Annotated in this window: 23 protein-coding genes and 2 pseudogenes; 12 read left to right on the top strand and 13 right to left on the bottom strand. The window is 60.9% G+C overall.

Annotated elements, in window-relative coordinates; translation table 11 throughout:
- The first annotated feature begins 182 nt into the window (after window positions 1-182).
- Window positions 183-1,181, top strand: coding sequence for an asparaginase (locus ETW23_RS19385; protein WP_134830964.1), 999 nt, complete (start codon window positions 183-185; stop codon window positions 1,179-1,181).
- 36 nt (window positions 1,182-1,217) lie between these two features.
- Here the strand turns inward: ETW23_RS19385 and ETW23_RS19380 are convergent, their stop codons facing one another.
- The 5 genes from ETW23_RS19380 to serB all read right to left on the bottom strand — a co-directional run bounded on the left by ETW23_RS19380 (window position 1,218) and on the right by serB (window position 4,123).
- On the bottom strand, window positions 1,218-1,538 hold the full coding sequence (locus ETW23_RS19380) for a YciI family protein (protein WP_129372770.1): 321 nt from the start codon (window positions 1,536-1,538) through the stop codon (window positions 1,218-1,220).
- Window positions 1,539-1,571: 33 nt separating this feature from the next.
- The gene (locus tag ETW23_RS19375) at window positions 1,572-2,009 is read right to left on the bottom strand and encodes an SRPBCC domain-containing protein (RefSeq protein ID WP_129372771.1); all 438 of its coding nucleotides are present in this window, start codon (window positions 2,007-2,009) and stop codon (window positions 1,572-1,574) included.
- A gap of 13 nt (window positions 2,010-2,022) precedes the next feature.
- Window positions 2,023-2,343, bottom strand: a complete 321-nt coding sequence (locus tag ETW23_RS19370; RefSeq protein ID WP_129372772.1) for a helix-turn-helix transcriptional regulator — start codon at window positions 2,341-2,343, stop codon at window positions 2,023-2,025.
- 137 nt (window positions 2,344-2,480) lie between these two features.
- On the bottom strand, window positions 2,481-3,239 hold the full coding sequence (locus ETW23_RS19365; protein WP_134830963.1) for a TSUP family transporter: 759 nt from the start codon (window positions 3,237-3,239) through the stop codon (window positions 2,481-2,483).
- An 8-nt stretch (window positions 3,240-3,247) separates the two neighbouring features.
- Window positions 3,248-4,123, bottom strand: a complete 876-nt coding sequence (gene serB / locus ETW23_RS19360) for a phosphoserine phosphatase SerB (RefSeq protein ID WP_134831362.1) — start codon at window positions 4,121-4,123, stop codon at window positions 3,248-3,250.
- Between the two features lie 279 nt (window positions 4,124-4,402).
- Between serB and ETW23_RS19355 the strand changes: the two genes are divergently transcribed.
- The 3 genes from ETW23_RS19355 to ETW23_RS19345 all read left to right on the top strand — a co-directional run bounded on the left by ETW23_RS19355 (window position 4,403) and on the right by ETW23_RS19345 (window position 8,071).
- Window positions 4,403-5,557, top strand: coding sequence for a phosphoserine transaminase (locus tag ETW23_RS19355; protein ID WP_129372775.1), 1,155 nt, complete (start codon window positions 4,403-4,405; stop codon window positions 5,555-5,557).
- A 97-nt stretch (window positions 5,558-5,654) separates the two neighbouring features.
- Window positions 5,655-7,250, top strand: a complete 1,596-nt coding sequence (serA, locus tag ETW23_RS19350) for a phosphoglycerate dehydrogenase (RefSeq protein ID WP_129372776.1) — start codon at window positions 5,655-5,657, stop codon at window positions 7,248-7,250.
- A 140-nt stretch (window positions 7,251-7,390) separates the two neighbouring features.
- Window positions 7,391-8,071, top strand: a complete 681-nt coding sequence (locus tag ETW23_RS19345; RefSeq protein ID WP_134830962.1) for a metallophosphoesterase — start codon at window positions 7,391-7,393, stop codon at window positions 8,069-8,071.
- A gap of 81 nt (window positions 8,072-8,152) precedes the next feature.
- Here the strand turns inward: ETW23_RS19345 and tdh are convergent.
- Window positions 8,153-9,180, bottom strand: a pseudogene (gene tdh / locus ETW23_RS19340) (L-threonine 3-dehydrogenase).
- A 14-nt stretch (window positions 9,181-9,194) separates the two neighbouring features.
- Entirely contained in the window at window positions 9,195-10,382 is a 1,188-nt protein-coding gene (locus ETW23_RS19335; RefSeq protein WP_134830961.1) for a glycine C-acetyltransferase, read from the bottom strand.
- Between the two features lie 162 nt (window positions 10,383-10,544).
- Here ETW23_RS19335 and ETW23_RS19330 point away from each other — a divergent pair, with 162 nt between their 5' ends.
- Window positions 10,545-10,946 (top strand): VOC family protein, encoded by a 402-nt coding sequence (locus ETW23_RS19330; RefSeq protein WP_134830960.1) that lies wholly within the window; start codon window positions 10,545-10,547, stop codon window positions 10,944-10,946.
- Window positions 10,947-11,031: 85 nt separating this feature from the next.
- On the opposite strand, the gene ETW23_RS19325 is transcribed toward ETW23_RS19330, so the two are convergent.
- Window positions 11,032-11,238, bottom strand: a complete 207-nt coding sequence (locus tag ETW23_RS19325; protein WP_024092327.1) for a cold-shock protein — start codon at window positions 11,236-11,238, stop codon at window positions 11,032-11,034.
- 325 nt (window positions 11,239-11,563) lie between these two features.
- Window positions 11,564-12,130, bottom strand: coding sequence for a helix-turn-helix domain-containing protein (locus tag ETW23_RS19320; RefSeq protein WP_027257153.1), 567 nt, complete (start codon window positions 12,128-12,130; stop codon window positions 11,564-11,566).
- A gap of 173 nt (window positions 12,131-12,303) precedes the next feature.
- Here ETW23_RS19320 and ETW23_RS19315 point away from each other — a divergent pair, with 173 nt between their 5' ends.
- Window positions 12,304-13,479, top strand: coding sequence for an acetyl-CoA C-acyltransferase family protein (locus ETW23_RS19315; protein WP_134830959.1), 1,176 nt, complete (start codon window positions 12,304-12,306; stop codon window positions 13,477-13,479).
- Window positions 13,480-13,577: 98 nt separating this feature from the next.
- Here ETW23_RS19315 and ubiB read toward each other — a convergent pair whose 3' ends face one another.
- Complete coding sequence (gene ubiB / locus ETW23_RS19310; RefSeq protein WP_134830958.1) at window positions 13,578-15,107, bottom strand: 2-polyprenylphenol 6-hydroxylase; 1,530 nt, start codon at window positions 15,105-15,107, stop codon at window positions 13,578-13,580.
- A gap of 3 nt (window positions 15,108-15,110) precedes the next feature.
- Window positions 15,111-15,863: a bifunctional demethylmenaquinone methyltransferase/2-methoxy-6-polyprenyl-1,4-benzoquinol methylase UbiE gene (gene ubiE / locus ETW23_RS19305; RefSeq protein ID WP_134830957.1), complete on the bottom strand. Its 753-nt coding sequence runs from the start codon at window positions 15,861-15,863 to the stop codon at window positions 15,111-15,113.
- An 86-nt stretch (window positions 15,864-15,949) separates the two neighbouring features.
- Here ubiE and mutM point away from each other — a divergent pair, with 86 nt between their 5' ends.
- The 5 genes and pseudogenes from mutM to rarD all read left to right on the top strand — a co-directional run bounded on the left by mutM (window position 15,950) and on the right by rarD (window position 21,179).
- Entirely contained in the window at window positions 15,950-16,801 is an 852-nt protein-coding gene (mutM, locus tag ETW23_RS19300; protein ID WP_134830956.1) for a bifunctional DNA-formamidopyrimidine glycosylase/DNA-(apurinic or apyrimidinic site) lyase, read from the top strand.
- A gap of 63 nt (window positions 16,802-16,864) precedes the next feature.
- Window positions 16,865-17,641, top strand: coding sequence for an enoyl-CoA hydratase (locus tag ETW23_RS19295; RefSeq protein ID WP_129372784.1), 777 nt, complete (start codon window positions 16,865-16,867; stop codon window positions 17,639-17,641).
- A gap of 216 nt (window positions 17,642-17,857) precedes the next feature.
- Complete coding sequence (gene rpsT / locus ETW23_RS19290) at window positions 17,858-18,121, top strand: 30S ribosomal protein S20 (protein WP_134830955.1); 264 nt, start codon at window positions 17,858-17,860, stop codon at window positions 18,119-18,121.
- Window positions 18,122-18,671: 550 nt separating this feature from the next.
- Entirely contained in the window at window positions 18,672-20,084 is a 1,413-nt protein-coding gene (gene dnaA, locus ETW23_RS19285; RefSeq protein WP_134830954.1) for a chromosomal replication initiator protein DnaA, read from the top strand.
- 194 nt (window positions 20,085-20,278) lie between these two features.
- Window positions 20,279-21,179 (top strand): annotated as a pseudogene (gene rarD, locus ETW23_RS19280) (EamA family transporter RarD).
- A gap of 5 nt (window positions 21,180-21,184) precedes the next feature.
- Here rarD and ETW23_RS19275 read toward each other — a convergent pair.
- Complete coding sequence (locus ETW23_RS19275) at window positions 21,185-21,934, bottom strand: phosphodiester glycosidase family protein (RefSeq protein WP_205877310.1); 750 nt, start codon at window positions 21,932-21,934, stop codon at window positions 21,185-21,187.
- Window positions 21,931-22,326: a 30S ribosome-binding factor RbfA gene (rbfA, locus tag ETW23_RS19270; protein ID WP_129369210.1), complete on the bottom strand. Its 396-nt coding sequence runs from the start codon at window positions 22,324-22,326 to the stop codon at window positions 21,931-21,933. Before rbfA ends, ETW23_RS19275 begins: the two co-directional genes overlap by 4 nt.
- 86 nt (window positions 22,327-22,412) lie before the next feature.
- Here rbfA and dapB point away from each other — a divergent pair, with 86 nt between their 5' ends.
- Complete coding sequence (gene dapB, locus ETW23_RS19265; RefSeq protein ID WP_134830953.1) at window positions 22,413-23,222, top strand: 4-hydroxy-tetrahydrodipicolinate reductase; 810 nt, start codon at window positions 22,413-22,415, stop codon at window positions 23,220-23,222.
- Window positions 23,223-23,309: the final 87 nt, after the last annotated feature.

Here is a 23,309-nt window from a genome sequence, read left to right as displayed (position 1 = left end):
CCAAGACTGTTCTCTAAACCTCAAATACCAAACAAAGGGTCCGCAGCGTTTCAGCCGCCGTCTGATCCCGATCCCCTCGCTTGCGCTACACAAGCACACTAACGTAACTTGCACCACGGGCGAAAGTGCGTTTTGGCAGGATTTCGCCCAGAATTCTGCACGCAAACATGAGGGGAGATATCATGCCGAAACCTGTGCCCATGGCCGAAGTCTGGCGGGGTCCGCTGCTGGAGAGCCTGCATCTGGGTCATGCCGTCATTTGTGATGACACGGGCAAGGTGGTGCGCAGCTGGGGGGATCCGGATGCGGTGATCTACCCGCGCAGCTCGGCCAAGATGATCCAGGCGCTGCCGCTGATCACCTCCGGCGCTGCCGCGCGCTATGGTTTGACGTCCGAACAGCTGGCGCTTGCCTGTGCGTCCCACAACGGCGCGCATATCCATACCGAGCGGGTGAATACCTGGCTGAATCAGCTGGGCCTTGGCGATGACGACTTCCGCTGCGGCACGCAATTGCCAGACGACATCCCGGCCCGCAATGAGCTGATCAAGACCGACAACAGCCCCTGCCAGGTTCACAACAACTGCTCTGGCAAACACGCGGGCTTTCTGACCCTGACGCAATATCTGGGGGCAGGGGCCGAGTATATCGAAATTGATCACCCGGTGCAGCAGGCCTGTTTGGCGGCGTTTGAGGAAACCACCGGGCAGGATAGTCCCGGTTATGGCATCGACGGCTGCTCAGCGCCGAATTTTGCCACCACCGTCTCTGGCCTCGCACGGTCCATGGCTTGGTTTGCCAGTGCTGCAGACCGCTCTGACCGCGCATCGCAAGCGGCGCAGCAGCTGGTCGCGGCAATGACGGCGCATCCCGAATTGGTCGCAGGCGAAACCCGCTGCTGCACCAACCTGATGCGGGCCATGGGCGGAAAAGTGGCGGTCAAGACCGGCGCCGAAGCGGTGTTCATCGCGATCCTGCCTGAACAGAAAATGGGTGTAGCCGTGAAGATAACCGACGGCGCCACCCGCGCCAGCGAATGCGCAATTGCCGCGCTGATGGTCAGCCTTGGTGTGCTGGAGGCCGAGCATCCGGAAACCCGCAAATACATGAACAAGACACTTTACAGCCGCCGCGGGCTGGAGTGCGGATCTATCCGCCCGGCAGCCGAACTGCTGTTCTGAAAATAGCTGCCCCGGGCCGGCCCCGGGGCATGCAGCCTACATTTCCATGTCGATGATCTCGGCCACTTCGACTGAACCGTTGCCGCTCACCACCATCGGGCAGCCCTTGGCCATTTCGCAGGCAGCATCCTGGTCGGCCGCTTCGACCACCGTGTAGCCCGAAAGCGGATTGGCGCCGCCATTGTCCACGACCCCTCCGGCGCTGACGGTTTTGGACATGCCAACCGGCGCTCCGGGGATCTTCAGTGCTTCGCCCATCGACCCCATCCAGTTCTTCCAGGCCTCCATCTCCTTGGCGCCTTCTGCTTCGCTCTCGGGCTTCTTGCCGCCGTGATAGGCAAAAATGAACTGTGGCATAGATCTTCTCCCTTGGTTGCGATGAATTCCTGTTCAGGGGCTTTCGGCCAGTTGCGCCTCCAGCTTACGCAGGGTCGAGGTCCAGCCCTGTTCGTGGCGCGATGCGATCTCACTGCCGTCCAGATCCCTGTGGTCAATCAGCAGCATGGCGCCGTTTTCGGTGGCAGAAATTGTAAAGGTCACATGGCTTTCGGCACCGCGGGTTCCGTCCTCCTCGTGCCAGGCCCAGGTGAAGCCGACGGATTTCGGCCCATCCACATGTGTCACTTGGCCCGAGACATGAAACCGCTGGCCGTCACTGTTCTGCATGACGGAATACCAAGGGCCGGTGCGGCTCAGGTCCAGATCATGTTCCGGGATATGCACCCCCTCCGGGCCCCACCACTTCAGCAGCTTGTCCGGGGTGGTCACCCAGGCGAACAGCTTTTCCGGGCTTACAGGAAACACCCGTTGCAGCTGCAGATCACTCATGCGGTTTCCTCCATCAGGTGTCATCTGCCATTAAAGCTGTCTCCAGCCGGTCCAGACCGCCCTCCCAGAAGGCGCGCCGGGACTGGGTCCAATCGGCAATCATCCGCAGGCCTTCGGGCCGGGCGGAGTACAGCCGCTTGGTGCCATCGGCGCGCTGGGTGACCAGCCCGGCCTCGCGCAGCACCTTCAGATGGCGCGAGATCGCAGGTGCGGAAATGCCCGCACCCGGTGCCAGATCGCCTGCAGGCAGCTCGCCTTTTGCAATCAGCTGGTCGACGATCGACATGCGGGTTTCATCCGACAACGCGGCAAATGATTTCAGAATCGGTATCATATCTCTTATTATCACTTTTGTTAATTAAGTGTCAGGTTAAAAATTTGATAGTAGACATATGGGTGCAATAGACCCGTATTCAGCATGACAAAACCGCGCGGCCCAAAGCCCGGCGCCGGCAGGTGCGGGTCAGCAGATCACCGCATGTCCCAAAGAAGTTTCGCTGCCAGCGTAATTGAAGTCAGTACCAGCAGCGGCTTGATCAGCTTCGCGCCCTGCTTCTTTGCAAGCCCGGCCCCTGCACGCGCGCCGGCAATCTGCGCCAGACCCATCAGCAGGCCGGTGATCCACCAGGGGGTGGCAAAAAAGGAAAAGGCAACAAGCCCGCCCGCATTGGAGGCAAAGTTCAGCAGTTTGGTATGGGCCGTGGCCTTGAGGATGCCATAACCGGCAAGGGAGACAAAGGCGAGCATGTAGAAACTGCCTGCCCCCGGCCCCAGCAGCCCGTCATAAGCGCCGCACAAGGGAACCATTGTTGCGGCAAACAGGGCAGGCGATAGGCGGCGCTGCCGGTCCAGATCATCCAGCCCTTTCTTGACCGCAAAGAAAACAGCGATGGCTATCAGCAGCGCCGGCAGGAACAGGCGGATCCACTCGGTGGGCAGGAAGGTCACCAGAAAGGCGCCTGCAACCGATGCGGCAAAGGCAATCAGCGCAGGTTTACGCTGCGATTTCAGATCAACGTGTCCAGCCCGGGCATAGCTGGCCGCTGCGGTCGCCGCTCCGAACAGCCCCTGGATCTTGTTCGTCGCCAAGGCTGTGACCGGGCTGGCCCCCGCCAGCAGCAGTACAGGCAATGTCACCAATCCGCCGCCACCGGCAAGCGCGTCAATGAAACCCGCAACAAATCCGGCCGCCAGCAACAGCAGTAGGGTTTCGATCCCCACTTCAAGCATGTGATTGATCAGCCTTTGAAATCGTCGCGACCGTAGCCCTGGATGTACAGCAGCGCAGTCAGGTCACCGTGGTTGATGCGGATGTCGCATTCCGCCGCGACCGAAGGTTTGGCATGCAGCGCCACCCCGGCGCCTGCGCGTTTCAGCATCCCCAGATCATTGGCGCCGTCACCAACCGCAATGACATCCGCCTCGCCAATCCCCAGCCGGGCGGTTATCTGCTCCAGGGCCTCCACCTTGGCTTCCCGGCCCAATATCGGCCGGCCTGCCTCTCCGGTCAGCTTGCCGTCTTCCACGGTCAGGGTATTGGCGCGGTTTTCGTCAAACCCCAGCTCTGCCGCCACCTGTGCGGTGAACGCCGTGAACCCGCCCGACACCAGCGCCGCATAAGCGCCCTCTGCCTTCATCGTGGCCAGCAGATGCCTGCCGCCGGGCATGTAAGTGATGCGCTCGGCCAGCACCTTGCCGATCACCGTTTCCGGCAGGTCTTTCAGCAGTCCGACCCGCTCGGTCAGCGCGCCTTCAAAATCCAGCTCGCCGTTCATTGCCCGAGCGGTGATATCCTTGACCCGTGCGCCAACGCCCGCTTCTTCTGCCAGCTCGTCAATGCACTCCTGCTGGATCATGGTGGAATCCATATCGGCCAGCAGCATCTTCTTCTTGCGCCCGGCGCTGGGCTGAATGACCAGATCCACGCCCAGCTTCTGCAGGTCCTCCCAGACGTTCCACCGGTTGTCCGGCATCTGCTTCAGTGAAAACTCAGCCGCCGCGCCCGGCGCCAGCCAGACGGCCTCGCCACCGCCCCAGGCATTGCGCAGTGATTCGATCAGCGCAGGTTCCAGAACCGGGCGTTCAGGATTGCACAGCAGGGTGGCAGCAAACATCGGCAGGCTCCGTTTCATCGGGGTTCGTCTTGTCATAACGGCACGCCGCGGGATCGGCCAGCCTGCTCGATGCTGTGAAAAACAGGGGGCGTTATAAGGCAGGCCGCCAGCAGCGAATTCGGGACGCCTGTTTCCGATGGTGGAAAAACGTGTCGCAAAAAGAGTGTGTATGGCCGTATTTCCCCGACTTTCCTGTTGCATGCCGCGCTGCAGCGCCCTAGCTCTGGTGGCGGGACACCCCTCCCCAACGAGGGGCGCTTATCTGGAAGGATAGCATTGATGGCTATTGCACAACCGGCATCGCGGCCGGCCAATCCGCGTTTTTCTTCTGGCCCCTGTGCCAAACCTCCTGTGTTTGATGTTGCCAAACTTGCCGGTGCGCCGCTGGGCCGCTCGCATCGTGCGGCAGTGGGCAAGGAGCGCCTGAAGGCGGCGATCGAAGGCACCCGCGAAATTCTGAACATCCCTGCTGACTACAAGATCGGCATTGTCCCGGCGTCGGATACCGGCGCTGTTGAGATGGCAATGTGGAACCTGCTGGGTGCCCGCGGCGTCGAGATGCTGGCCTGGGAAAGCTTCGGTTCTGGCTGGGTCACCGACGCGGTGAAGCAGCTGAAACTGGACGCCACCGTCAAGACCGCCGATTACGGCCAGATCGTGGACCTCGCCTCTGTCGATTTCTCCAATGACGTCGTTTTCACCTGGAACGGCACGACCTCCGGCGTGCGGGTTCCCAACGGCAACTGGATCCCGGCGGACCGCGAAGGGCTGACCATCTGCGATGCCACATCGGCAGCCTTTGCGCAGCGCCTGCCCTGGGATAAACTGGATGTGACCACTTTCTCCTGGCAGAAGGTGCTGGGCGGCGAAGCGGCGCACGGCATGATCATCCTTTCCCCCCGCGCTGTCGAACGGCTGGAAAGCTACACCCCCGCCTGGCCGCTGCCGAAGATCTTCCGTCTGACCAAGGGCGGCAAGCTGATCGACGGCATTTTCCAGGGCGCCACCATCAACACGCCCTCGATGCTGGCGGTTGAGGATTACCTGCTGGCGCTGGACTGGGCGCGCTCGGTTGGCGGCATGGAAGGCCTGCGCGAACGCGCCTACGCCAACCTCGCCGCAGTGCAAAGCTTTGTGCAGGACAATCCCTGGATCGCGTTCCTGGCTGAACAGCCGGAATACCGCTCCAACACCAGTGTTTGCCTCAAGTTCACTGATGAGCGCATCCAGGACGGTGCAGCGTTTGCCAAGGCTGTGGCCAAACGGCTGGAAAATGAAGGCGCAGCCTATGACATCGGCGCCTATCGCGACGCGCCTGCGGGCCTGCGGATCTGGTGCGGCGGCACGGTTGAAACCACTGATGTGGCTGCGCTGATGCCTTGGATCAAATGGGCCTTCGAGGCTGAGATCGCCCTCCAGACTGAAGCCGCCTGAATTCGGCTCTGCTCCGGGGCGCATGCCCCGGACCCCCAAGGGGGGACCCTTCACAATATCAGGCCGCACAGGCCCCCGTATGAAAAGGACCACAAATATGGCTCCCAAAGTCCTCATCTCCGATAAACTGTCCGAAGCTGCCGTCCAGATCTTCCGCGACCGCGGCATCGACGTCGATTTCCTGCCCGATGTGGGCAAGGACAAGGAAAAACTGGCGGAAATCATCGGCCAGTATGACGGCCTGGCGATCCGCTCGGCGACCAAAGTGACCGAAAAGATCCTGGAGAGTGCCGCAAACCTCAAGGTGATCGGCCGCGCCGGCATCGGCACTGACAACATCGATAAAGAAGCCGCCTCCAAGCGCGGTGTCATTGTGATGAACACGCCTTTCGGCAACATGATCACCACCGCCGAACACGCCATCGCCATGATGTTTGCAACCGCTCGCCAGCTGCCCGAGGCCTCCGCTTCCACCCATGCCGGCAAGTGGGAGAAGTCCAAGTTCATGGGCACCGAACTGACCGCCAAGACCCTGGGTGTGATCGGCGCCGGCAACATCGGCGGCATCGTCTGCGACCGCGCCCGCGGCCTCAAGATGAAGGTGGTGGCCTATGACCCGTACCTGAGCACTGAGAAAGCCGACAAGATGGGCGTCGAAAAGGTGGAGCTGGACGAGCTGCTGTCCCGTGCCGATTTCATCACCCTGCATGTGCCGCTGACCGATCAGACCCGCAACATCCTGTCCAAGGAAAACCTGGAGAAGACCAAGAAGGGCGTGCGCATCATCAACTGCGCCCGCGGCGGCCTGGTGGACGAGGGCGCGCTGGCAGAACTGTTGACCTCCGGCCATGTGGCCGGCGCGGCCTTCGACGTGTTCTCGGTGGAACCGGCCAAGGAAAACGCGCTCTTCGGCCTGCCCAACGTGGTCTGCACTCCGCATTTGGGTGCCGCCACGACCGAGGCGCAGGAAAACGTCGCTCTGCAGGTGGCTGAGCAGATGTCCAACTACCTGCTGACCGGCGCGGTGGAAAACGCGCTCAACATGCCCTCGGTGACGGCGGAAGAAGCCAAGGTCATGGGCCCCTGGATCAAATTGGCCGATCACCTGGGCAGCTTCGTGGGCCAGATGACGGATGAACCGATCAAGGCGATCAACATCCTCTATGACGGTGCCGCTTCGGAGATGAATCTGGACGCGCTGAACTGTGCGGTGATTGCCGGTATTATGAAACGCGCCAACCCCGAGGTGAACATGGTGTCCGCCCCGGTGGTCGCCAAGGAGCGCGGCATCCAGATATCGACCACAAACCAGGACAAATCCGGCACCTTCGACGGCTATGTCAAGGTGACCGCAGTGACCTCCAAGCGCGAACGCTCGGTGGCTGGCACCGTGTTCTCCGATGGCAAGCCGCGGTTTATCCAGATCAAGGGCATCAATATCGAGGCCGAGGTCGGTGCGCATATGCTGTACACCACCAACGAGGACGTGCCTGGCATCATCGGCACCCTGGGCCACACCCTGGGTGAAAGCGATGTGAACATTGCCAACTTCACCCTGGGCCGCTCCGAAGCTGGCGGCGAAGCCATCGCACTGCTTTATGTAGATGACGAAGTGCCCGCCGAGGTCCGCGCCAAACTGGCCGAAACCGGGCTGTTCAACCAGATCAAGCCGCTGGCATTCGATGTAGCCTAAGTGCTGAAGACGTAACTGGTTCCATCAGGAACGCCGCCCGGTTATAAGGGCGGCGTTTTCTTATCCGGGCTTCTTCAATCATAGGACTATGCCATGACCGCCCCCTTTACGCGATCGGTGACATTCACGGCCAGCTTGCCATGCTGGAGGAGGCTTTGGCCCGGATCGAGGCCGACGGCGGCCCGGACGCACGGGTTGTCTTTCTGGGCGATTACACAGACCGCGGCCCGGACAGCCGCGGGGTGATCGAACGGTTGATCGCAGGCCAGGAGGAGGGCCGGGACTGGATCTGCCTGAAGGGGAACCACGACCGGATGTTTGAATGGTTCATGGAGGACATTCCGCGCCATGACCCGCATCTTCTGATCGGCTACCACTGGCTGCATGAGCGGATCGGCGGCATTGAAACCCTTGCCAGCTACGGGCTGACATTCAAGGACCGCACCCGGCTCGACGATTTGCATGCACAAGCCAAAGAGGTTATTCCCCTGCGTCACGCTGAATTCCTGCGCAGCCTCACGCCCCTCTACGAGACGCCTGATCTGGCCTTTGTGCACGCCGGAATCGTTCCCGGTGTACCGCTGGCCCGGCAGAAAGAGAACGATCTGGTCTGGATCCGGCAGCCGTTCCACGACCACACTGGTACGCACCCGAAACTGATTGTGCATGGCCATACACCAGTGGACTGCCCCAGCCATTACGGCAACCGCATCAACCTGGACAGCGGCGCCGGCTACGGCCGCCCGCTCAGTGCCGCCGTCTTCGAAGGCCGCAACTGCTGGCAGCTCACGGAAAACGGCCGCCAGCCGCTGACCCCGTAGTATTCTCTTCTTCTTCTGGCTCAAAAAATCCTGGGGGTGAGCGCCAGCGGCGCGAGGGGGCAAAGCCCCCGCAACCAATCCTCAGCCCCAGTCCAGCACTACCTTGCCGCTGGACCCGGATTTCATCGCCGCAAAACCCTCGGCAAAGTCATCGACGCCAAAGCGATGTGTTATGACCCGGCTCACATCCAGCCCGTTCTGCAACATGGCGATCATCTTGTACCAGGTCTCGAACATCTCGCGCCCGTAGACGCCCTTGATGGTGACTGCCTTGAACACGATGCGCGACCAGTCGACCGGCGATTTTCCCGGCGGAATGCCCAACAGGGCAATCTTGCCGCCCATCACCAGCGCTTCGACCATCTGATCCAATGCCGCTTGCGAACCGGACATTTCCAGCCCGACATCAAACCCCTGTTTCAGCCCCAACTCGCGCACCACATCCTGCAAGTCTTCCTGCGCCACGTTCACCGCGCGCACTGCCGGAACCACATGTTCCGCCAGTGTCAGGCGGTCCGGGTTGATATCGGTGATCACCACATGGCGCGCGCCGGCATGTTTCGCCACCGCCGCCGCCATGATGCCAATGGGGCCTGCGCCGGTAATCAGAACGTCTTCGCCCAGCAGATCAAAGCTGAGCGCCGTATGCACAGCATTGCCCAAAGGGTCCAAAATGGCGCCGATCTCATCCGGGATTTCCTCCGGCAGCGGCACCACGTTAAAGGCCGGGAGTTTCAGATACTGGGCAAAGGCGCCTTGCTCATTCACCCCGATGCCGCGGGTTCCGGGGTCCAGATGGAATTTGCCGGCGCGGCTCTGGCGCGAGTCCGTCTTGATCAGATGCCCTCGCCGGAGCAGCGCTGCCCCACCGCCAAATCGGTGACATTGCGCCCGATCTCGACGATTTCGCCCGCAAATTCATGCCCGGTAATCATTGGCACCGGCACGGTGTGCGAGGCCCAGTCATCCCAGTTCCAGATGTGGATGTCGGTGCCGCAGATGCCAGTCTTCCTGATCTTGATCAGCACTTCGTCCGGGCCGATCTCCGGCACCGGCGCCTGAACCATCCACAGACCTTCCTGCGGATGGCTCTTCTCCAGCGCCTTCATCGTGTTCGGCCGGCTCATGACACAATCCCCAATTCCTTGCCGACCTTGCCAAAGGCGGCCAATGCCCGGTCCAGCTCATCCCGCGTCAGCGCCGCATTCATCTGGGTGCGGATCCGCGCCTGACCGCGCGGCACGACGGGGAAGAAGAAGCCGGAGACATAGACGCCCTCGTCAAACAGCCGCGCCGCCATATCCTGCGCCAGCTGCGCCTCTCCCAGCATCACCGGGATGATCGGATGCTCACCCGGCAACAGGTCAAAGCCGAGTTTTTCCAAGCCCGCCCGCCAGTACTTCGCATTCTCGAACAGCTGCGCCCGCAGCCCGTCCCCTTCTTCGACCAGCCGGATCGCTTCCAGCCCGGCAGCAACAATTGATGGCGGCAGCGAATTGGAGAACAGATAGGGCCGTGCCCGCTGCCGCAGCAGGTCGATCACTGGCTGCGGCCCGGCGATATAACCGCCGATGGCCCCCCCAAGTGCTTTGCCCAATGTCCCGGTGACGATATCCACGTCCACCCCGAAATGCTCCGGCGTGCCGGCCCCCGTTGCGCCCATGAAGCCGGTTGCGTGGCAGTCATCCACCATCACCACAGCATCGTATTTATCCGCCAGCGCCCGGATCTCCGGCAGCTTGGCCAGATACCCGTCCATCGAGAACACCCCGTCGGTGGCAATCATGATGTGCCGCGCCCCGTCCTCGCGCGCCTGTTTCAGCCAGGCCTCCAGATCGTTCATGTCGCTGTTCAGATAGCGATAGCGTTTGGCCTTGCACAGGCGTACCCCGTCGATGATCGACGCATGGTTCAGCGAGTCCGAGATAATCGCATCCTCCGGCCCCAGCAGCGGCTCGAACAGTCCGCCATTGGCATCGAAACAGGCGGCAAACAGGATTGCGTCATCCTTGCCGAGGAATTTGGCCAGCCGCTGCTCCAGCTCCCGGTGAATGTCCTGGGTGCCGCAGATGAACCGGACTGAGGCCATGCCGAATCCTTTTGGCTCCATCGCGTCTTTGGCGGCGTTGATGAGGGCAGGGTGGTTGGCCAGACCCAGATAGTTGTTGGCGCACAGGTTGATCACCTCGCGGCCGCCAACCGTGATCCCGCCCGCTTGGGGGGAGGTGATCATTCGCTCACGTTTGTACAGTCCCTCAGCCTCGATCTGGGCAAGCGTATTGGAGATGTCGGTCAGAAATGCGTTGGACATGAGCTGGCTCCCTGGGTGTCTCGAGTCGCGTGTCTATCATAGCGGATGCGTTTCCGGAATACAGGATTTCAGTATGGCGGAAAAAATTCCGTGAAACCGGATTTGAAGGCTGGAATTCCACCCGGCCGGACTATCTCATCCCAAAACAGGGAGGAAACAGTCATGGCACGCATCACGGGTATCGGCGGAGTCTTCATCAAGGCGCGCGGCGGCGCCACTGAGCTGGCAGAATGGTACCGCGACCATTTGGGGCTGGAGCTGGCGGATTTCGGCGGCGCCGTCCTCAAGTGGCAGGATGACAAGGCCGGCGACGGCGGCCTCACCGTATGGGCCGCTGCTGATCAGCACGGGACTTGGTTCGATCCCAGTACCTCGGGCTTTATGATTAACTACCGGGTTGATGACATGGACGGCATGGTTGCACAGCTGACCGCCGCAGACATTCCCATTCTGAAAGGGCCTGACGCCCATGAGAATGGCCGCTTTGCCTGGATCATGGACCCGGAAGGCAACAAGGTGGAGCTGTGGGAGCCTGCGCCTTGGGATGACAAGAACAAGGGCTGACTGTCCCTTTGTGTCCGAATGGCAGGCAAAAAAAAACGCGGCCCCTTTGAAGGGACCGCGTTTCAGAACTGCTAAGCTTAAAAGCTTATGCCAGCGCCAGGTTCACAGCCGACTCACGGCCGTCACGGCCGGGCTCGATGTCGAAAGTGACTTTCTGGTTGTCCGCCAGGCCGGTCAGGCCGGAACGCTCAACAGCGGAGATGTGCACGAACACATCTTTGCTGCCGCCGTCGGGTGCGATGAAGCCGAAGCCTTTAGTGGTGTTGAACCATTTTACGGTGCCGGTGGCCATATCCGTAGTCTCCTAATAATTGCTGCCCGCGGAAGTGCGGCAGCCTGGCGTAGTCGGTCTGGATCGAGAGACTGAAAACGCCGCAAAGCGGGAGACAGTGGATCGACAAGAATAACGTTAGCGATCCACATATGGTCCGATGCCGTGAGTCTTTCAAGGGCTTTGTTCCGGAAAGGTGGAGAGAGGGGCTTTCTTGCCGGTGCGTTTACGCCGGTTCAGCTAAAAAGATCCGGCTCAAACCCGAACTCTCCCGCCTGTGTGAAAGGTCTGCCAATGCCTGGATTGATATTGAAACAACGGGTGCAGCCGGGCTTGAGGGCATACCTCAAGCGGTTTTCACAATAAGAAACACCCGCGCCGGCCCCTCGGGGGCGGTGACCGAATGCGCAACATCAGCGGCATAACGGGCAGTGTCGCCTGTTTGCAGCAAGTTGTTGGCATTGCCCGAAGAAAGTGCAATTTCGCCCTCTAGCACGGTCAGCTGTTCCACTGTGCCGCGGGTGTGGGGCTGGCTGATCAGTGCACCGCCCTTGTCGAAACGGATATCATAGACCTCGTGCCCGCCGGCGTCCTCTGGCGGCGACAGTATGCGGATCCGGCATCCTTGGCCCATGTTCTCGATCTTGGGCACATCTGTTGCGCGCAGAACCTCAATCCGGTCTTTCATGTCCCCAGTTTCCAGCAGCCCGGCAAAATCCACCTGCAGCGCTCGGGTCAGGTTCCACAGTGTTGCGATGGTGGGGGAGCTTTCACCACGCTCAATCTGGCTTACCATGGAACGGCTGACGCCGGAGAGATTCGCCACCGCCTCCAGGCTCAGCCCTTGGGTGCGGCGGGCCTCTTTCAGGCGGGCGGGCAGCAGGGTCAGGATATCGTCTGTGTTTTCCGTCATGACGGATTCTCTGCGCCGTCAGGCAGGATTTGTCAAATCCTGCGGTCTTTCGGAATGTTGCGCAGTGGCGGTGTACGGGGAGTTACGCGGCGTTTCCATGACGGCACGTCCCGGCAGACAGGGTCATGCTGCGGGCGCATAATGGCGGCGACGCAGGAGTGAGGAGAAAGACAATGACTGATATCGTGATTCTGGACGGCGCCCGCACCGCCATCGGCACATTTGGCGGCGCGCTGGCAGGTACTGCACCGATTGATCTGGCCGCAACCGTATCAAAAGCAGCACTGCAGCGCTCTGGCGTTGAGGGCGGGCAAATCGGCCACGCCGTATTCGGCCACATCATCAACACCGAGCCGCGCGACATGTACCTGAGCCGGGTTGCAGCGATGCAGGCGGGGGTGCCTGATGCGGTGCCCGCGATGAACGTGAACCGGCTTTGCGGTTCCGGCGTGCAGGCAATTATATCAGCATTTCAATCTCTTGCCATGGGCGATGCGGAGTTCGCGCTGGCCGGCGGCGCCGAAAACATGTCGCGCAGCCCCTATATCCTCCAGCAAAGCCGCTGGGGGGCGAAGATGGGTGATGTAAAGTCGCTCGACATGATGCTGGGGGCGTTGAACTGCCCGTTCGGCACAGGCCATATGGGGGTTACAGCCGAGAACGTCGCCGATGAGCACGGAATTACCCGCGCCCAGATGGATGAATTTGCCGTTACCAGCCAGACCCGCGCGGCGGCAGCAATCGAGGCCGGGCATTTCAAAACGCAGATCGCGCCGGTTGAGGTGAAGGTCAAGCGCGACATGGTGCCGTTCGAGGTGGACGAGCACCCCAAAGCCACCACTCTGGATGTGCTGGGCGGGCTTAAAGCGGTGTTCCAGAAAGACGGCCGGGTTACTGCCGGCAATGCCAGCGGGATCAACGATGGTGCGGCGGCGGTGGTGCTGGCCACGGCCTCCGCCGCAGAAAAGGCGGGTCTGAAACCCAAGGCGCGGATCCTGGGCTATGCCCATGCCGGTGTGCGTCCCGAGGTGATGGGGATCGGCCCGGTTCCTGCGGTGCGTAACCTGTTCGAAAAGACCGGCCTGTCGGCCGGCGATTTCGACGTCATTGAATCGAACGAGGCTTTTGCCTCGCAGGCGCTGGCGGTGAACAGGGAACTGGGGCTGGACCCTGCCCGGGTGAACCCGAACGGCGGAGCGATTGCCCTGGGCCATCCGGTGGGGGCAACCGGCGCTATCATCACCTTGAAAACGCTTTATGAATTGGAGCGGATCGGCGGATCGAAAGGTCTGATCACGATGTGCATCGGCGGTGGTCAGGGCATCGCATTGGCAATCGAGCGGCTGTAAAAGAAAGCGAAGGGGCGCTGCCCCTCGCGCCTTGCGGCGCTCACCCCTGGGGTATTTCAGACCAGAAAGAAGACCGTGCCGTTGGGGCGTTTGCACGCTCACAGCAGAAGGGCAACAACGGCACAGAGGCTTGCTCCGCCGGCTGCGCCTAGAACAGCCGGGGTTACCCAGCTGTTCAGCTTGCGTTTTTGTGTCCCGTTCTGCGCTGCTTGTGCGATCAGCGCCTGTTCCACCAGCGCGGGCAGCCGGGGGCCAAACCGGGCCATCACCTTGGCGGTGTCCAATAGGTCGGAAACCACGGCGCGCGGGCCGATTGATTTCTTGATGTAATCCTCGACCACCGGCTGGGCGGCTTCCCAGATGTTGATATGCGGATCCAGCGAGCGGGCGACGCCTTCGACCACCACCATGGTACGTTGCAGCAGGATCAGCTCGGTGCGGGTTTCCATGCCGAAACGCTCTGTGACTTCAAACAGATAGTTCAGCAGCCGCCCCATGGAGATCTGCGAGGCATCCATGCCGAAGATCGGCTCTCCCACCGCGCGCAAGGCGCGGGCGAATTCATCCACATCGTGGGAGGCGGATACATAACCGGCCTCGAAATGCACTTCGGCGACGCGTTTGTAGTCGCGTTTGATGAAACCATAGAGGATCTCGGCGTAGACCCGGCGGGTGTACTCATCAATATGGCCCATGATGCCGAAGTCATAGGCGATAATGTCACCGTTTGCCGCGACCTTCATGTTGCCCTGATGCATGTCGGCGTGGAAAAAACCATCGCGCAGTGCGTGGCGGAGAAACAGTGAAAGCACCCGGTCGGCCAGCACCCGGCGGTCATGGCCGGCTGCATCCAGCGCGTCATTGTCACCCAGCGCAACGCCGTCCGCCCAGCCCATCGTCATTACCCGGCGGGCGGAATAGCCCCAGCGGATCTCAGGCAGCTGGAAACCTTCGTCATTCACTGTATTGGCGGCAAATTCCGAGGCGGCGGCGCTTTCCAGGCGCAGGTCTAATTCCCCTTGCACCACGCCGTCGAAATGCTCGATCACGTCCATCGGTTTCAGGCGGCGGGCACCGGGCGCAAAAAGATCGGCTATGCGGGCAGCGAAGTAAAAGGCGTCCACATCCTGGTTGAAGGCGCGCTCAATACCGGGCCGCAGTATCTTGACGGCCACTTCATCGCCGGAGTCCGCCAGGGTGGCCCGGTGCACCTGCGCAATGGAGGCCGCGGCGATGGGGTCGCTGAACTCCGAGAAAACCTCCGAGACCGGGCGGCCCAGTTCTTTTTCCACTTCGGCCAGCGCCTCGGCGCGGGAGAACGGCGGCAGCTTGTCCTGCAGCACCCGCAATTGGCGGGCGAGATCCTTGCCCACCACATCGGGCCGGGTCGAAAGAACCTGCCCGAATTTAATATAGGCAGGCCCCAGGGCGTTCAGCGCGCGGGTTTCGGGCGGCATCGCGGGATCGCCCTTGTAGCCCAGCCATTTGAACGGCCAGCCCAGGGTGCGGGCGAGGATACGCAGGGGCCTGGGGGCCTCAAACGCCTCCAGCACCGAATGCATGGCGCCGGTGCGCTCGAAAGTGGCGCCTGTGCGGATCAGGCGCAGAATGTTGTGGGGACCGCGCATAGGTCAGATCTTCCAGCCGGAATGCAGGGCGGCGATGCCCAGCGACAGGTTGCGGTACTTGGCGTTTTCAAAGCCTGCTTTGCGCAGCATTCCGAGGAAAGTCTCCTGATCGGGGAAGTTGCGGATCGATTCCACCAGATACTGGTAGCTGTCGTAATCGCCGGCAATCATTTGCCCCATCCGTGGAATCACATTGAAGGAATAGAGGTCATAAAGCTTTTGCAGCCCGTCATTCGGCAGCTGCGAGAACTCCAGCACCATTAGCCGCCCGCCGGGGCGCAGCACCCGGTAAGCCTCGTTCAGGGCCTCCTGCGGGCGGGTTACGTTCCGGATGCCGAAAGAGATCGTGTAGACGTCGAAAGTGTTGTCCTTGAACGGCAGCTTCATCGCATCGCCGGTGACCCAGTCGAGGCTGTGCGCCATCTGCTCTGCCTCGGCGCGTTTGCGGCCTTCCTCCAGCATCGGGCGGGTAAGGTCGAACACAGTGGAATGACCGGACCCTGCGCGCTTCAGGAAGCGGAAGGAAATGTCGCCGGTGCCGCCCGCCACATCCAAGAGCCGCTGATCGGGGCGCGGCGCCAGCCAGTCCATCATCGCGTCTTTCCAGACCCGGTGGATGCCGACGCTCATCACATCGTTCATGATGTCGTATTTTGAGGCGACCGAGTTGAAGACCCCCTGCACGCGGCCGGCCTTTTCCTCCTCGCGGACGGTTTCGAACCCGAAATGGGTGGTGTTGTCGCTGCTATCGCTCATGAGGCTTGCCGTTTGCTGAATTCCGCCCTTGTTATAAGGCGCTGGAGGGCAGGCACAATGCGGCCCGTTGGTTCAGGAGGGGTGTAATGCCAGAATTGCCCGAGGTCGAGACAGTGAAACGCGGATTGGCGCCTGCGATGGAGGGGGCGGTGATCACAAATGCGGCTGTGAACCGGCCGGACCTGCGCTGGCCGTTTCCGGAGCGGATGGCCGAGCGGCTGACCGGTGCGCGGGTCAATGGGCTGCGGCGGCGGTCGAAGTACATTCTTGCCGACCTCGATACGGATGAGACATTGCTCATTCATCTTGGCATGTCGGGCCGGATGACGGTGTCGGGTGATCCGCTGGGGCAGTTCACGCATGAGCACCCTCAAGCAGTAAAGCACGATCATGTGGTTCTGGATATGGACAACGGCGCCCGCATCACCTTCAACGATCCGCGCCGGTTCGGGGCGATGGATCTGCTGGAGACGGCGACTGCCGAGTCCCACAAACTGCTGGCGGTGCTGGGGCCGGAGCCGCTGGGCAATGATTTTCACGAGGATCATCTGGTTGCCGCCTTCCAGGGTCGCAACACGCCGGTGAAATCTGCATTACTGGATCAGGGAATCATTGCTGGCCTTGGTAACATTTACGTCTGCGAAGCTTTGTTCCGTGCGGGAATTTCGCCACGCCGCAAGGCTGGGCAGATTGCCGCGCATCGGGTTGCGGCGCTGGTTCCGATCATCCGGGAAGTGTTGCAGGATGCCATTCGTGCAGGCGGATCGTCGCTCAAGGATTTTCGGCAAGCCTCTGGTGAACTTGGATATTTTCAACATTCTTTCGATGCTTACGGGCGCGAGGGCGAACCTTGCCGCCGTGCGGGTTGCACCGGGTCAATTGCCAGAATCACTCAGTCCGGACGCTCTACCTTCTACTGTGTAAAGTGCCAAAGATAGCTTGATCAGAGTGCCCCTTTTGGTAAGGACTCGGATTTGAACGGAACAACCGAAAGAGAAATCATGGCCTACGAGACGATCAACGTCGATGTGCAGGACCACGTTTGCCTCATAAAACTGAACCGCCCAGAGGCGATGAACGCGCTCAACAAGGAACTTATCGGTGAGTTGTGCGCCGCTTTGGAGGAGGCCGATGCAAGCGACAAGGTGCGCTGCATCGTTTTGACCGGTTCGGAAAAGGCTTTTGCCGCCGGTGCCGACATCAAAGAGATGTCGGAGATGAGCTTTACCGAAGTGTTCTCCACGAACCTGTTTGCCGATGCCAATGACCGGATCTCTGCCATTCGCAAGCCGGTGATCGCGGCAGTGGCCGGTTATGCGCTGGGCGGCGGCTGCGAGCTGGCGATGCTGTGCGATTTCATTATCGCTGCTGAGACTGCCAAATTCGGCCAGCCTGAGATCAATCTGGGTGTCGTTGCAGGAATTGGCGGTACACAGCGTCTGACCCGGTTTGTGGGCAAGTCCAAATCGATGGATATGAACCTCACCGGCCGCTTCATGAACGCCGAGGAAGCCGAACGCGCCGGCCTGGTGTCGCGCGTGGTGCCGGCCAAGAAGCTGATCGAGGAAGCCACCGCAGCGGCACAGAAGATCGCCGAAAAATCGCTGCTGACAGCGATGGCAGTCAAGGAGACGGTGAACCGCTCTTACGAGCTGCCGCTGAACGAGGGGCTGCTGTTCGAGCGCCGGGTATTCCACTCGATGTTTGCAACCGAAGACCAGAAAGAGGGCATGGCCGCCTTTCTGGAAAAGCGTGAGGCGCAGTTCCGGGACAAGTGAGTCCAGCTTGCGATTGAAGTAACAGGGCGGCGGGCGGATGGGCCCGCCGTTTTGCTTTCCGGGCCAGCGCCCTTGCAATTCTGCACCGGATTGGATAAATGCCGCCCCATACATGCGCGTGCAGCCCGCTCTGGCTAGAATCACACCGGTTTAGTGACCCGGGTTTGGCTGGCATTGCGTCCGATAGAAACAGAACCCGAGATAAGGTCAAACACCATGGCAAATTCGCCCCAGGCCAAGAAGCGCGCACGTCAGAACGAAAAGCGCTTTGCCGTCAACAAAGCCCGTCGTTCGCGCATCCGCACCTACCTGCGTAAAGTTGAAGAAGCTATCGCTTCCGGCGACAAAGAAGCTGCAACCACAGCTCTGCGCGCTGCTCAGCCCGAGCTGATGCGCGGTGTTACCAAGGGTGTGTACCACAAAAACACCGCTTCCCGCAAAATCTCGCGCCTGTCCGCACGCGTGAAGGCACTGGCCTGAGATTCGCGCTGCTGGGCAAGCTCAAGCAGAGTTGAAAAGTTGTCAGGGCGCTGCAGATTGCAGCGCCTTGTTTTTTGGGAAAACCCTCGGCGGTGTTCTGCAGGCGCGAGAGATTCTTTGTCGCCAAAGGCAGAGTCAACATCATAGTTTCGTTGCTGCCGCCCCCTCGAATTGCTACCAATAGGACAGCGATTCACTCGCTGGGGGGACAGGCTGCTTGCGGCAATCTTGACGGGCATCAAGGTTGCCAGGTTATCCGGTACAGACGGCACATACGTGCGTTGTTCTGACCGGGATCCACTGCTGTGTTGGTTTAGGACAGCAGCCTTGTCTCAATTGTGTGCGATACTGTTCGTCACGGCAAATCCGCCGCTTCTTGCGGCTGTTTTTGCTGTTTGTGCGAACTTTCAGCCTTCGGGTAATGCGGCCACTGCTGGTCCGCACACATAACCCCTGTGCGTGAATGCCTCCCGGGTGGTTGGGGGTAAGATAGAATAGAATTGGCCCGGCCAAGGGGCCGCTGCTTTTTTGGGGACGCGTGAGGCGCAGCATGACAGAAGAAAAATGGGGACAGCTCAGAAACCGGCTGTTGAAGACGGTCGGCCAGAACAATTTCACAACCTGGATTGAGCCATTGGAGTTTGACACCGTGGACGGAGGCGTTGCTGTCTTCAAGGTGCCGACGAATTTCATGGGGAACTATGTCAGCCAGAACTTTGCGGATCTGATTCTGCATGAGCTGGCGATGTCCGGTGAGCCGGTTCAGCGCCTGGCCTTCCGGGTTGCTGCCAACAGCCCGGCACGTCCGGCAGACACCGCCGGAGCGGCTGATGTCTATGGCGGCGCACAGGGCGACGTGGCGGTGATGACAGCACCCGCTGCTGTGCCGGCATCTGCGGGTGGCAAGGACACGCTTGAAGCGCTGCAGGCGGCTCCGCTGGATCCGCGCTTTACCTTCGACAGCTTTGTCGTGGGCAAGCCGAACGAACTGGCTCATGCTGCCGCGCGCCGCGTTGGCGAAGGCGGCCCGGTCACCTTCAACCCGCTGGTGCTATATGGCGGCGTTGGTCTGGGTAAGACCCACCTGATGCACGCCATAGCCTGGGAGCTGAAGGAAAAGAACCCGTCGCTCAACGTGCTGTATCTGTCGGCGGAACAGTTCATGTACCGCTTTGTGCAAGCGCTGCGCGAGCGCAAGATGATGGACTTCAAGCACCTGTTCCGCTCCGTCGATGTGCTGATGGTGGATGACGTGCAGTTCATCGCCGGCAAAGATTCCACCCAGGAGGAATTCTTCCACACCTTCAACGCGCTGGTGGATCAGAATAAGCAGATCATCATCTCGGCCGACCGCGCCCCCGGCGAGATCAAGGATCTGGAAGACCGGGTGAAATCCCGCCTGCAGTGCGGCTTGGTGGTGGATTTGCACCCGACCGACTATGAGCTGCGCCTGGGCATCTTGCAGACCAAGGTGGAGCAACAGCGCAAAACTTATCCGGACCTGTGCATCGCCGCTGGCGTGCTGGAATTCCTGGCACACCGCATCTCGACCAATGTGCGGGTGCTCGAAGGCGCTCTAACCCGCCTGTTCGCCTTTGCCTCGCTGGTAGGCCGCGAGATCGACATGGACCTGACCCAGGACTGCCTGGCCGACGTGCTGCGGGCCTCCGAGCGAAAGATCACTGTCGAGGAGATCCAGCGCAAGGTGTCCGAGTACTACAATATCCGCATGTCCGACATCATCGGCCCCAAGCGCCTGCGTTCTTACGCCCGCCCGCGTCAGGTGGCGATGTACCTGTGCAAGCAGCTGACCAGCCGCAGCTTGCCGGAAATCGGCCGCCGTTTTGGCGGGCGCGACCACACCACAGTCATGCATGGTGTGAAGCGCATCGAGGAGCTGAAAACCACTGACGGCCAGATCGCCGAAGACGTGGAGATGCTGCGCCGGTCGCTTGAAGCCTGACGGGCGGTTTTAGCCCAAACTGCTTGCCCCGATTTGCACTGCGGCCCCGGTTTCCGGGGCCGTTTTGTTGCGTAATGAGTCCGGAACGGCATGCCGGCGGACCCATAAAGGCAGCGAATACCCGTTATCACGGAAAACAAAGTTTCAACCCGGTAAAAACCAGCCATAACAGTGTCCTGGACAGGAACTTCCGCATGACACAGCCGGCCTTCGAAAATACAGACACGCCCGCGGGTTGGCTTTTGCCATTGCGGCCTACCTGATGTGGGGATTTTTGCCGCTTTACATGAAAGCGCTGTCGCACATTCCGCAGCTGAAGTTGTTACCCACCGGGTAATCTGGTCAGTGCCTGTCGCTGGGGCGCTTCTGCTCATCCTGCGGCGGACACGGGATCTGCAGGCGGCGCTGAAAAGTCCTCGGATGCTGGGCATGGCCTGTATCACTGCGGCGCTGATTTCGGTGAATTGGGGGATCTATGTCTGGTCGATTGCCTCTGGCCGGGCGTTGGACGCGGCTTTGGGCTACTATATCAATCCGTTATTCAGCATTGCCCTGGGCGCCTTCCTGCTGCGTGAGCCGCTCACCAAGGCCCAAATGGCCGCTGTTGCTTTGGCCGCTGCTGCAGTGGTTGTTCTGACGGTCGAAGCCGGCAGCGTGCCTTGGGTCTCAATTGGGCTGACGCTGACTTGGGGGTTTTATGCGTTTTTCAAAAAATCGCTGCCGATCGGCCCCAATCAGGGTTTTCTGCTGGAGGTACTGATCCTGCTGTTCCCGGCGCTGGGCTATTTTGCCTATCTTGCTGCGACCGGCAGCAGCAGCTTTGGCGGCTCTTTCAGCGACACCTCGCTGCTTCTTGGGTGCGGTGTTGTCACCGCGGTGCCGTTGATCATCTATGCCAACGGGGCCAAGCTGGTGCGGCTGTCGACCATGGGAATCCTGCAATACATCGCACCGACTATGATCATGCTGGCTGCGGTACTGCTGTTTGGCGAGGAATTCGGACGTGCCAGGATGATCGCCTTCCCGATGATCTGGGCCGCTTTGGTTATCTACTCGATTCCGATGGTGCGGCAGATGCGCAAACGTCCGGGTTAAGAGGGCTATTCGCCGGCCGGGGCGTCCTCGACCACGCCCACAACAGGCCCCATCATGAATCCCGCATCGCTGCGGCCCAGCTCAGGCGCATGCAGGCGCGAGATGTTGCCGTCGAAATACAGCGCGTTTGGCAGTTTCAGGTAATCCCGGAACAGGCTGCCGAACTGGTGAAACGTCACCGCATTGCGCGAGATGGCAAAGACGACGCGATGGCCATCGGCTGAGGTGCCGACCCCGTTCCTCACATAATAACTGTCCGAATCGGGCAGGAACCGCGGATGCAGTTCTCCATCGATCACCAGCATCGGCCCGGATTGGGTGGCATAGGCGCAGGCGGGGGCGGCTTTGCCGAAAGCAAAGGTTTCGAAAACATCAGCCCGGCCTTCGCGGATGCAGAAGACGCCATTGGGAAGCAGGCCGAAGTTGCCAGGGCCTGCATTGGTGACCAGCCGCATTTCTTCGGCGCCGTCTTCAACATAGAGACCCACGGGCGAGCGGTCGCTGTGATACATCCCGGCATTGGTGGCAAATACCAGCGCTTTGCCGTCTTCCGCCAACGCCGTGTCGAGCGTGGAGAAATGCCCGTAGACTTGCCCCTCGCCATCGCGCAGGAACAGCCGCAGCTGCTCCCGTGATGCATCCACCTCGCAGATCGAATACCGGTTGCCCTCGTAGGCCGCATCGCTGCATTCCACCGCGCCTGCGGCCGGGGCGGCCCAGAGCGCGGCCAGCAGCAAAGCGGCCTTGCGGATCACTCTTCCGTGTCGCGGCGCACCGCGTCCTGGGACAGCATCCGGCGGGTCTCGTCCATCTGATCAAAGGTTTCATCCAGCCGGAAGCGCAGATCCGGGGCGAACTTCAGTCCCAGCTTCTTGCCGACCGCGCGGCGCAGCTCACCCTTGTTCCGGGCGAGGAGCTTTAGCACATCCTCCTGCCCCTTGCCGCCCAAAGGCAGCACAAAGGCAGTGGCGATTTTCAGATCCGGCGAGGTGCGCACCTCGCCTACGGTGATCGACATGCGGTTCAGGTCCGGGTCATGCACATCTCCGCGCGCCAGCACCTCGGAGAGAGAGCGGCGGATCAGTTCGCCGACGCGAAGCTGGCGCTGGGAAGGGCCGGGGCCATCTTGGAATTTGTTCTTTGCCATATTTCCGATCTATGCCGGATTGCGGGCTTTGCCAAGCGCTGCCCGGCAATGTAGGACAAATCCAGCTTGAACAAGGGAATTGGCCAATGACTCACAAACCAGGGATTGTGATTACCGGCGCATCAGGCCGCATGGGGCAGATGCTGATCAAGACGGTGCTGGAAAGCGATAGGGCCACGCTGACCGGCGCGGTGGAGCGTGAAGGGCATGCTTGGGTCGGCCGCGATGCGGGCGAAGCAATGGGCGGCGCTCCCGTTGGTGTCACCGTCACGTCGGATGCGCTGGAGGCTTTTTCCAAAGCGCAAGCGGTGATTGATTTCACATCGCCGGAAGCGACGTTGAATTTTTCCAAACTGGCAGCCCAAGCGCGCGCGGTGCATGTGATCGGCACCACCGGCATGACGGATGCGCAGATCGCCCAATTGGAGCCGGCCTCCCGGCACGCAGTGATCGTGCGCGCCGGCAACATGAGCCTTGGTGTGAACCTGCTGGTGCAGCTGACCAAGAAGGTCGCCGCGGCGCTGGACGAGGATTTCGATGTTGAAGTGATCGAGGCGCACCACCACCACAAGGTCGATGCTCCGTCTGGCACTGCATTGATGCTGGGCGAAGCCGCAGCCGAAGGCCGCGGGGTTCATCTGTCAGATGTGCGCGATTCCGGACGTGATGGCATCACCGGCGCCCGCAAGCGCGGCGACATTGGATTCACCGCCATCCGCGGCGGCGACATCGTGGGCGAGCATGACGTGCTGTTTGCCGCCGCTGGCGAACGTATCGTGCTGCGCCATATGGCCACCGACCGCGCCATTTTTGCCCGCGGCGCGCTGAAGGCTGCGCTTTGGGGCCAGGACAAGGGGGCGGGACAGTATGATATGGTGGATGTGCTGGGGCTCTGAGGTCTGAAATGCGGCCCTGGGGGCCGCCCCTCGCCTCTCGGCGGCAAAGCCGCCTGCCGGCAGCGGGACGTGAGTATTTTTGAAAAG

The organism is Leisingera sp. NJS201 (genome assembly GCF_004535885.1).
Taxonomy (GTDB): domain Bacteria; phylum Pseudomonadota; class Alphaproteobacteria; order Rhodobacterales; family Rhodobacteraceae; genus Leisingera.
This window is presented reverse-complemented; position numbering and strand designations above follow the sequence as displayed.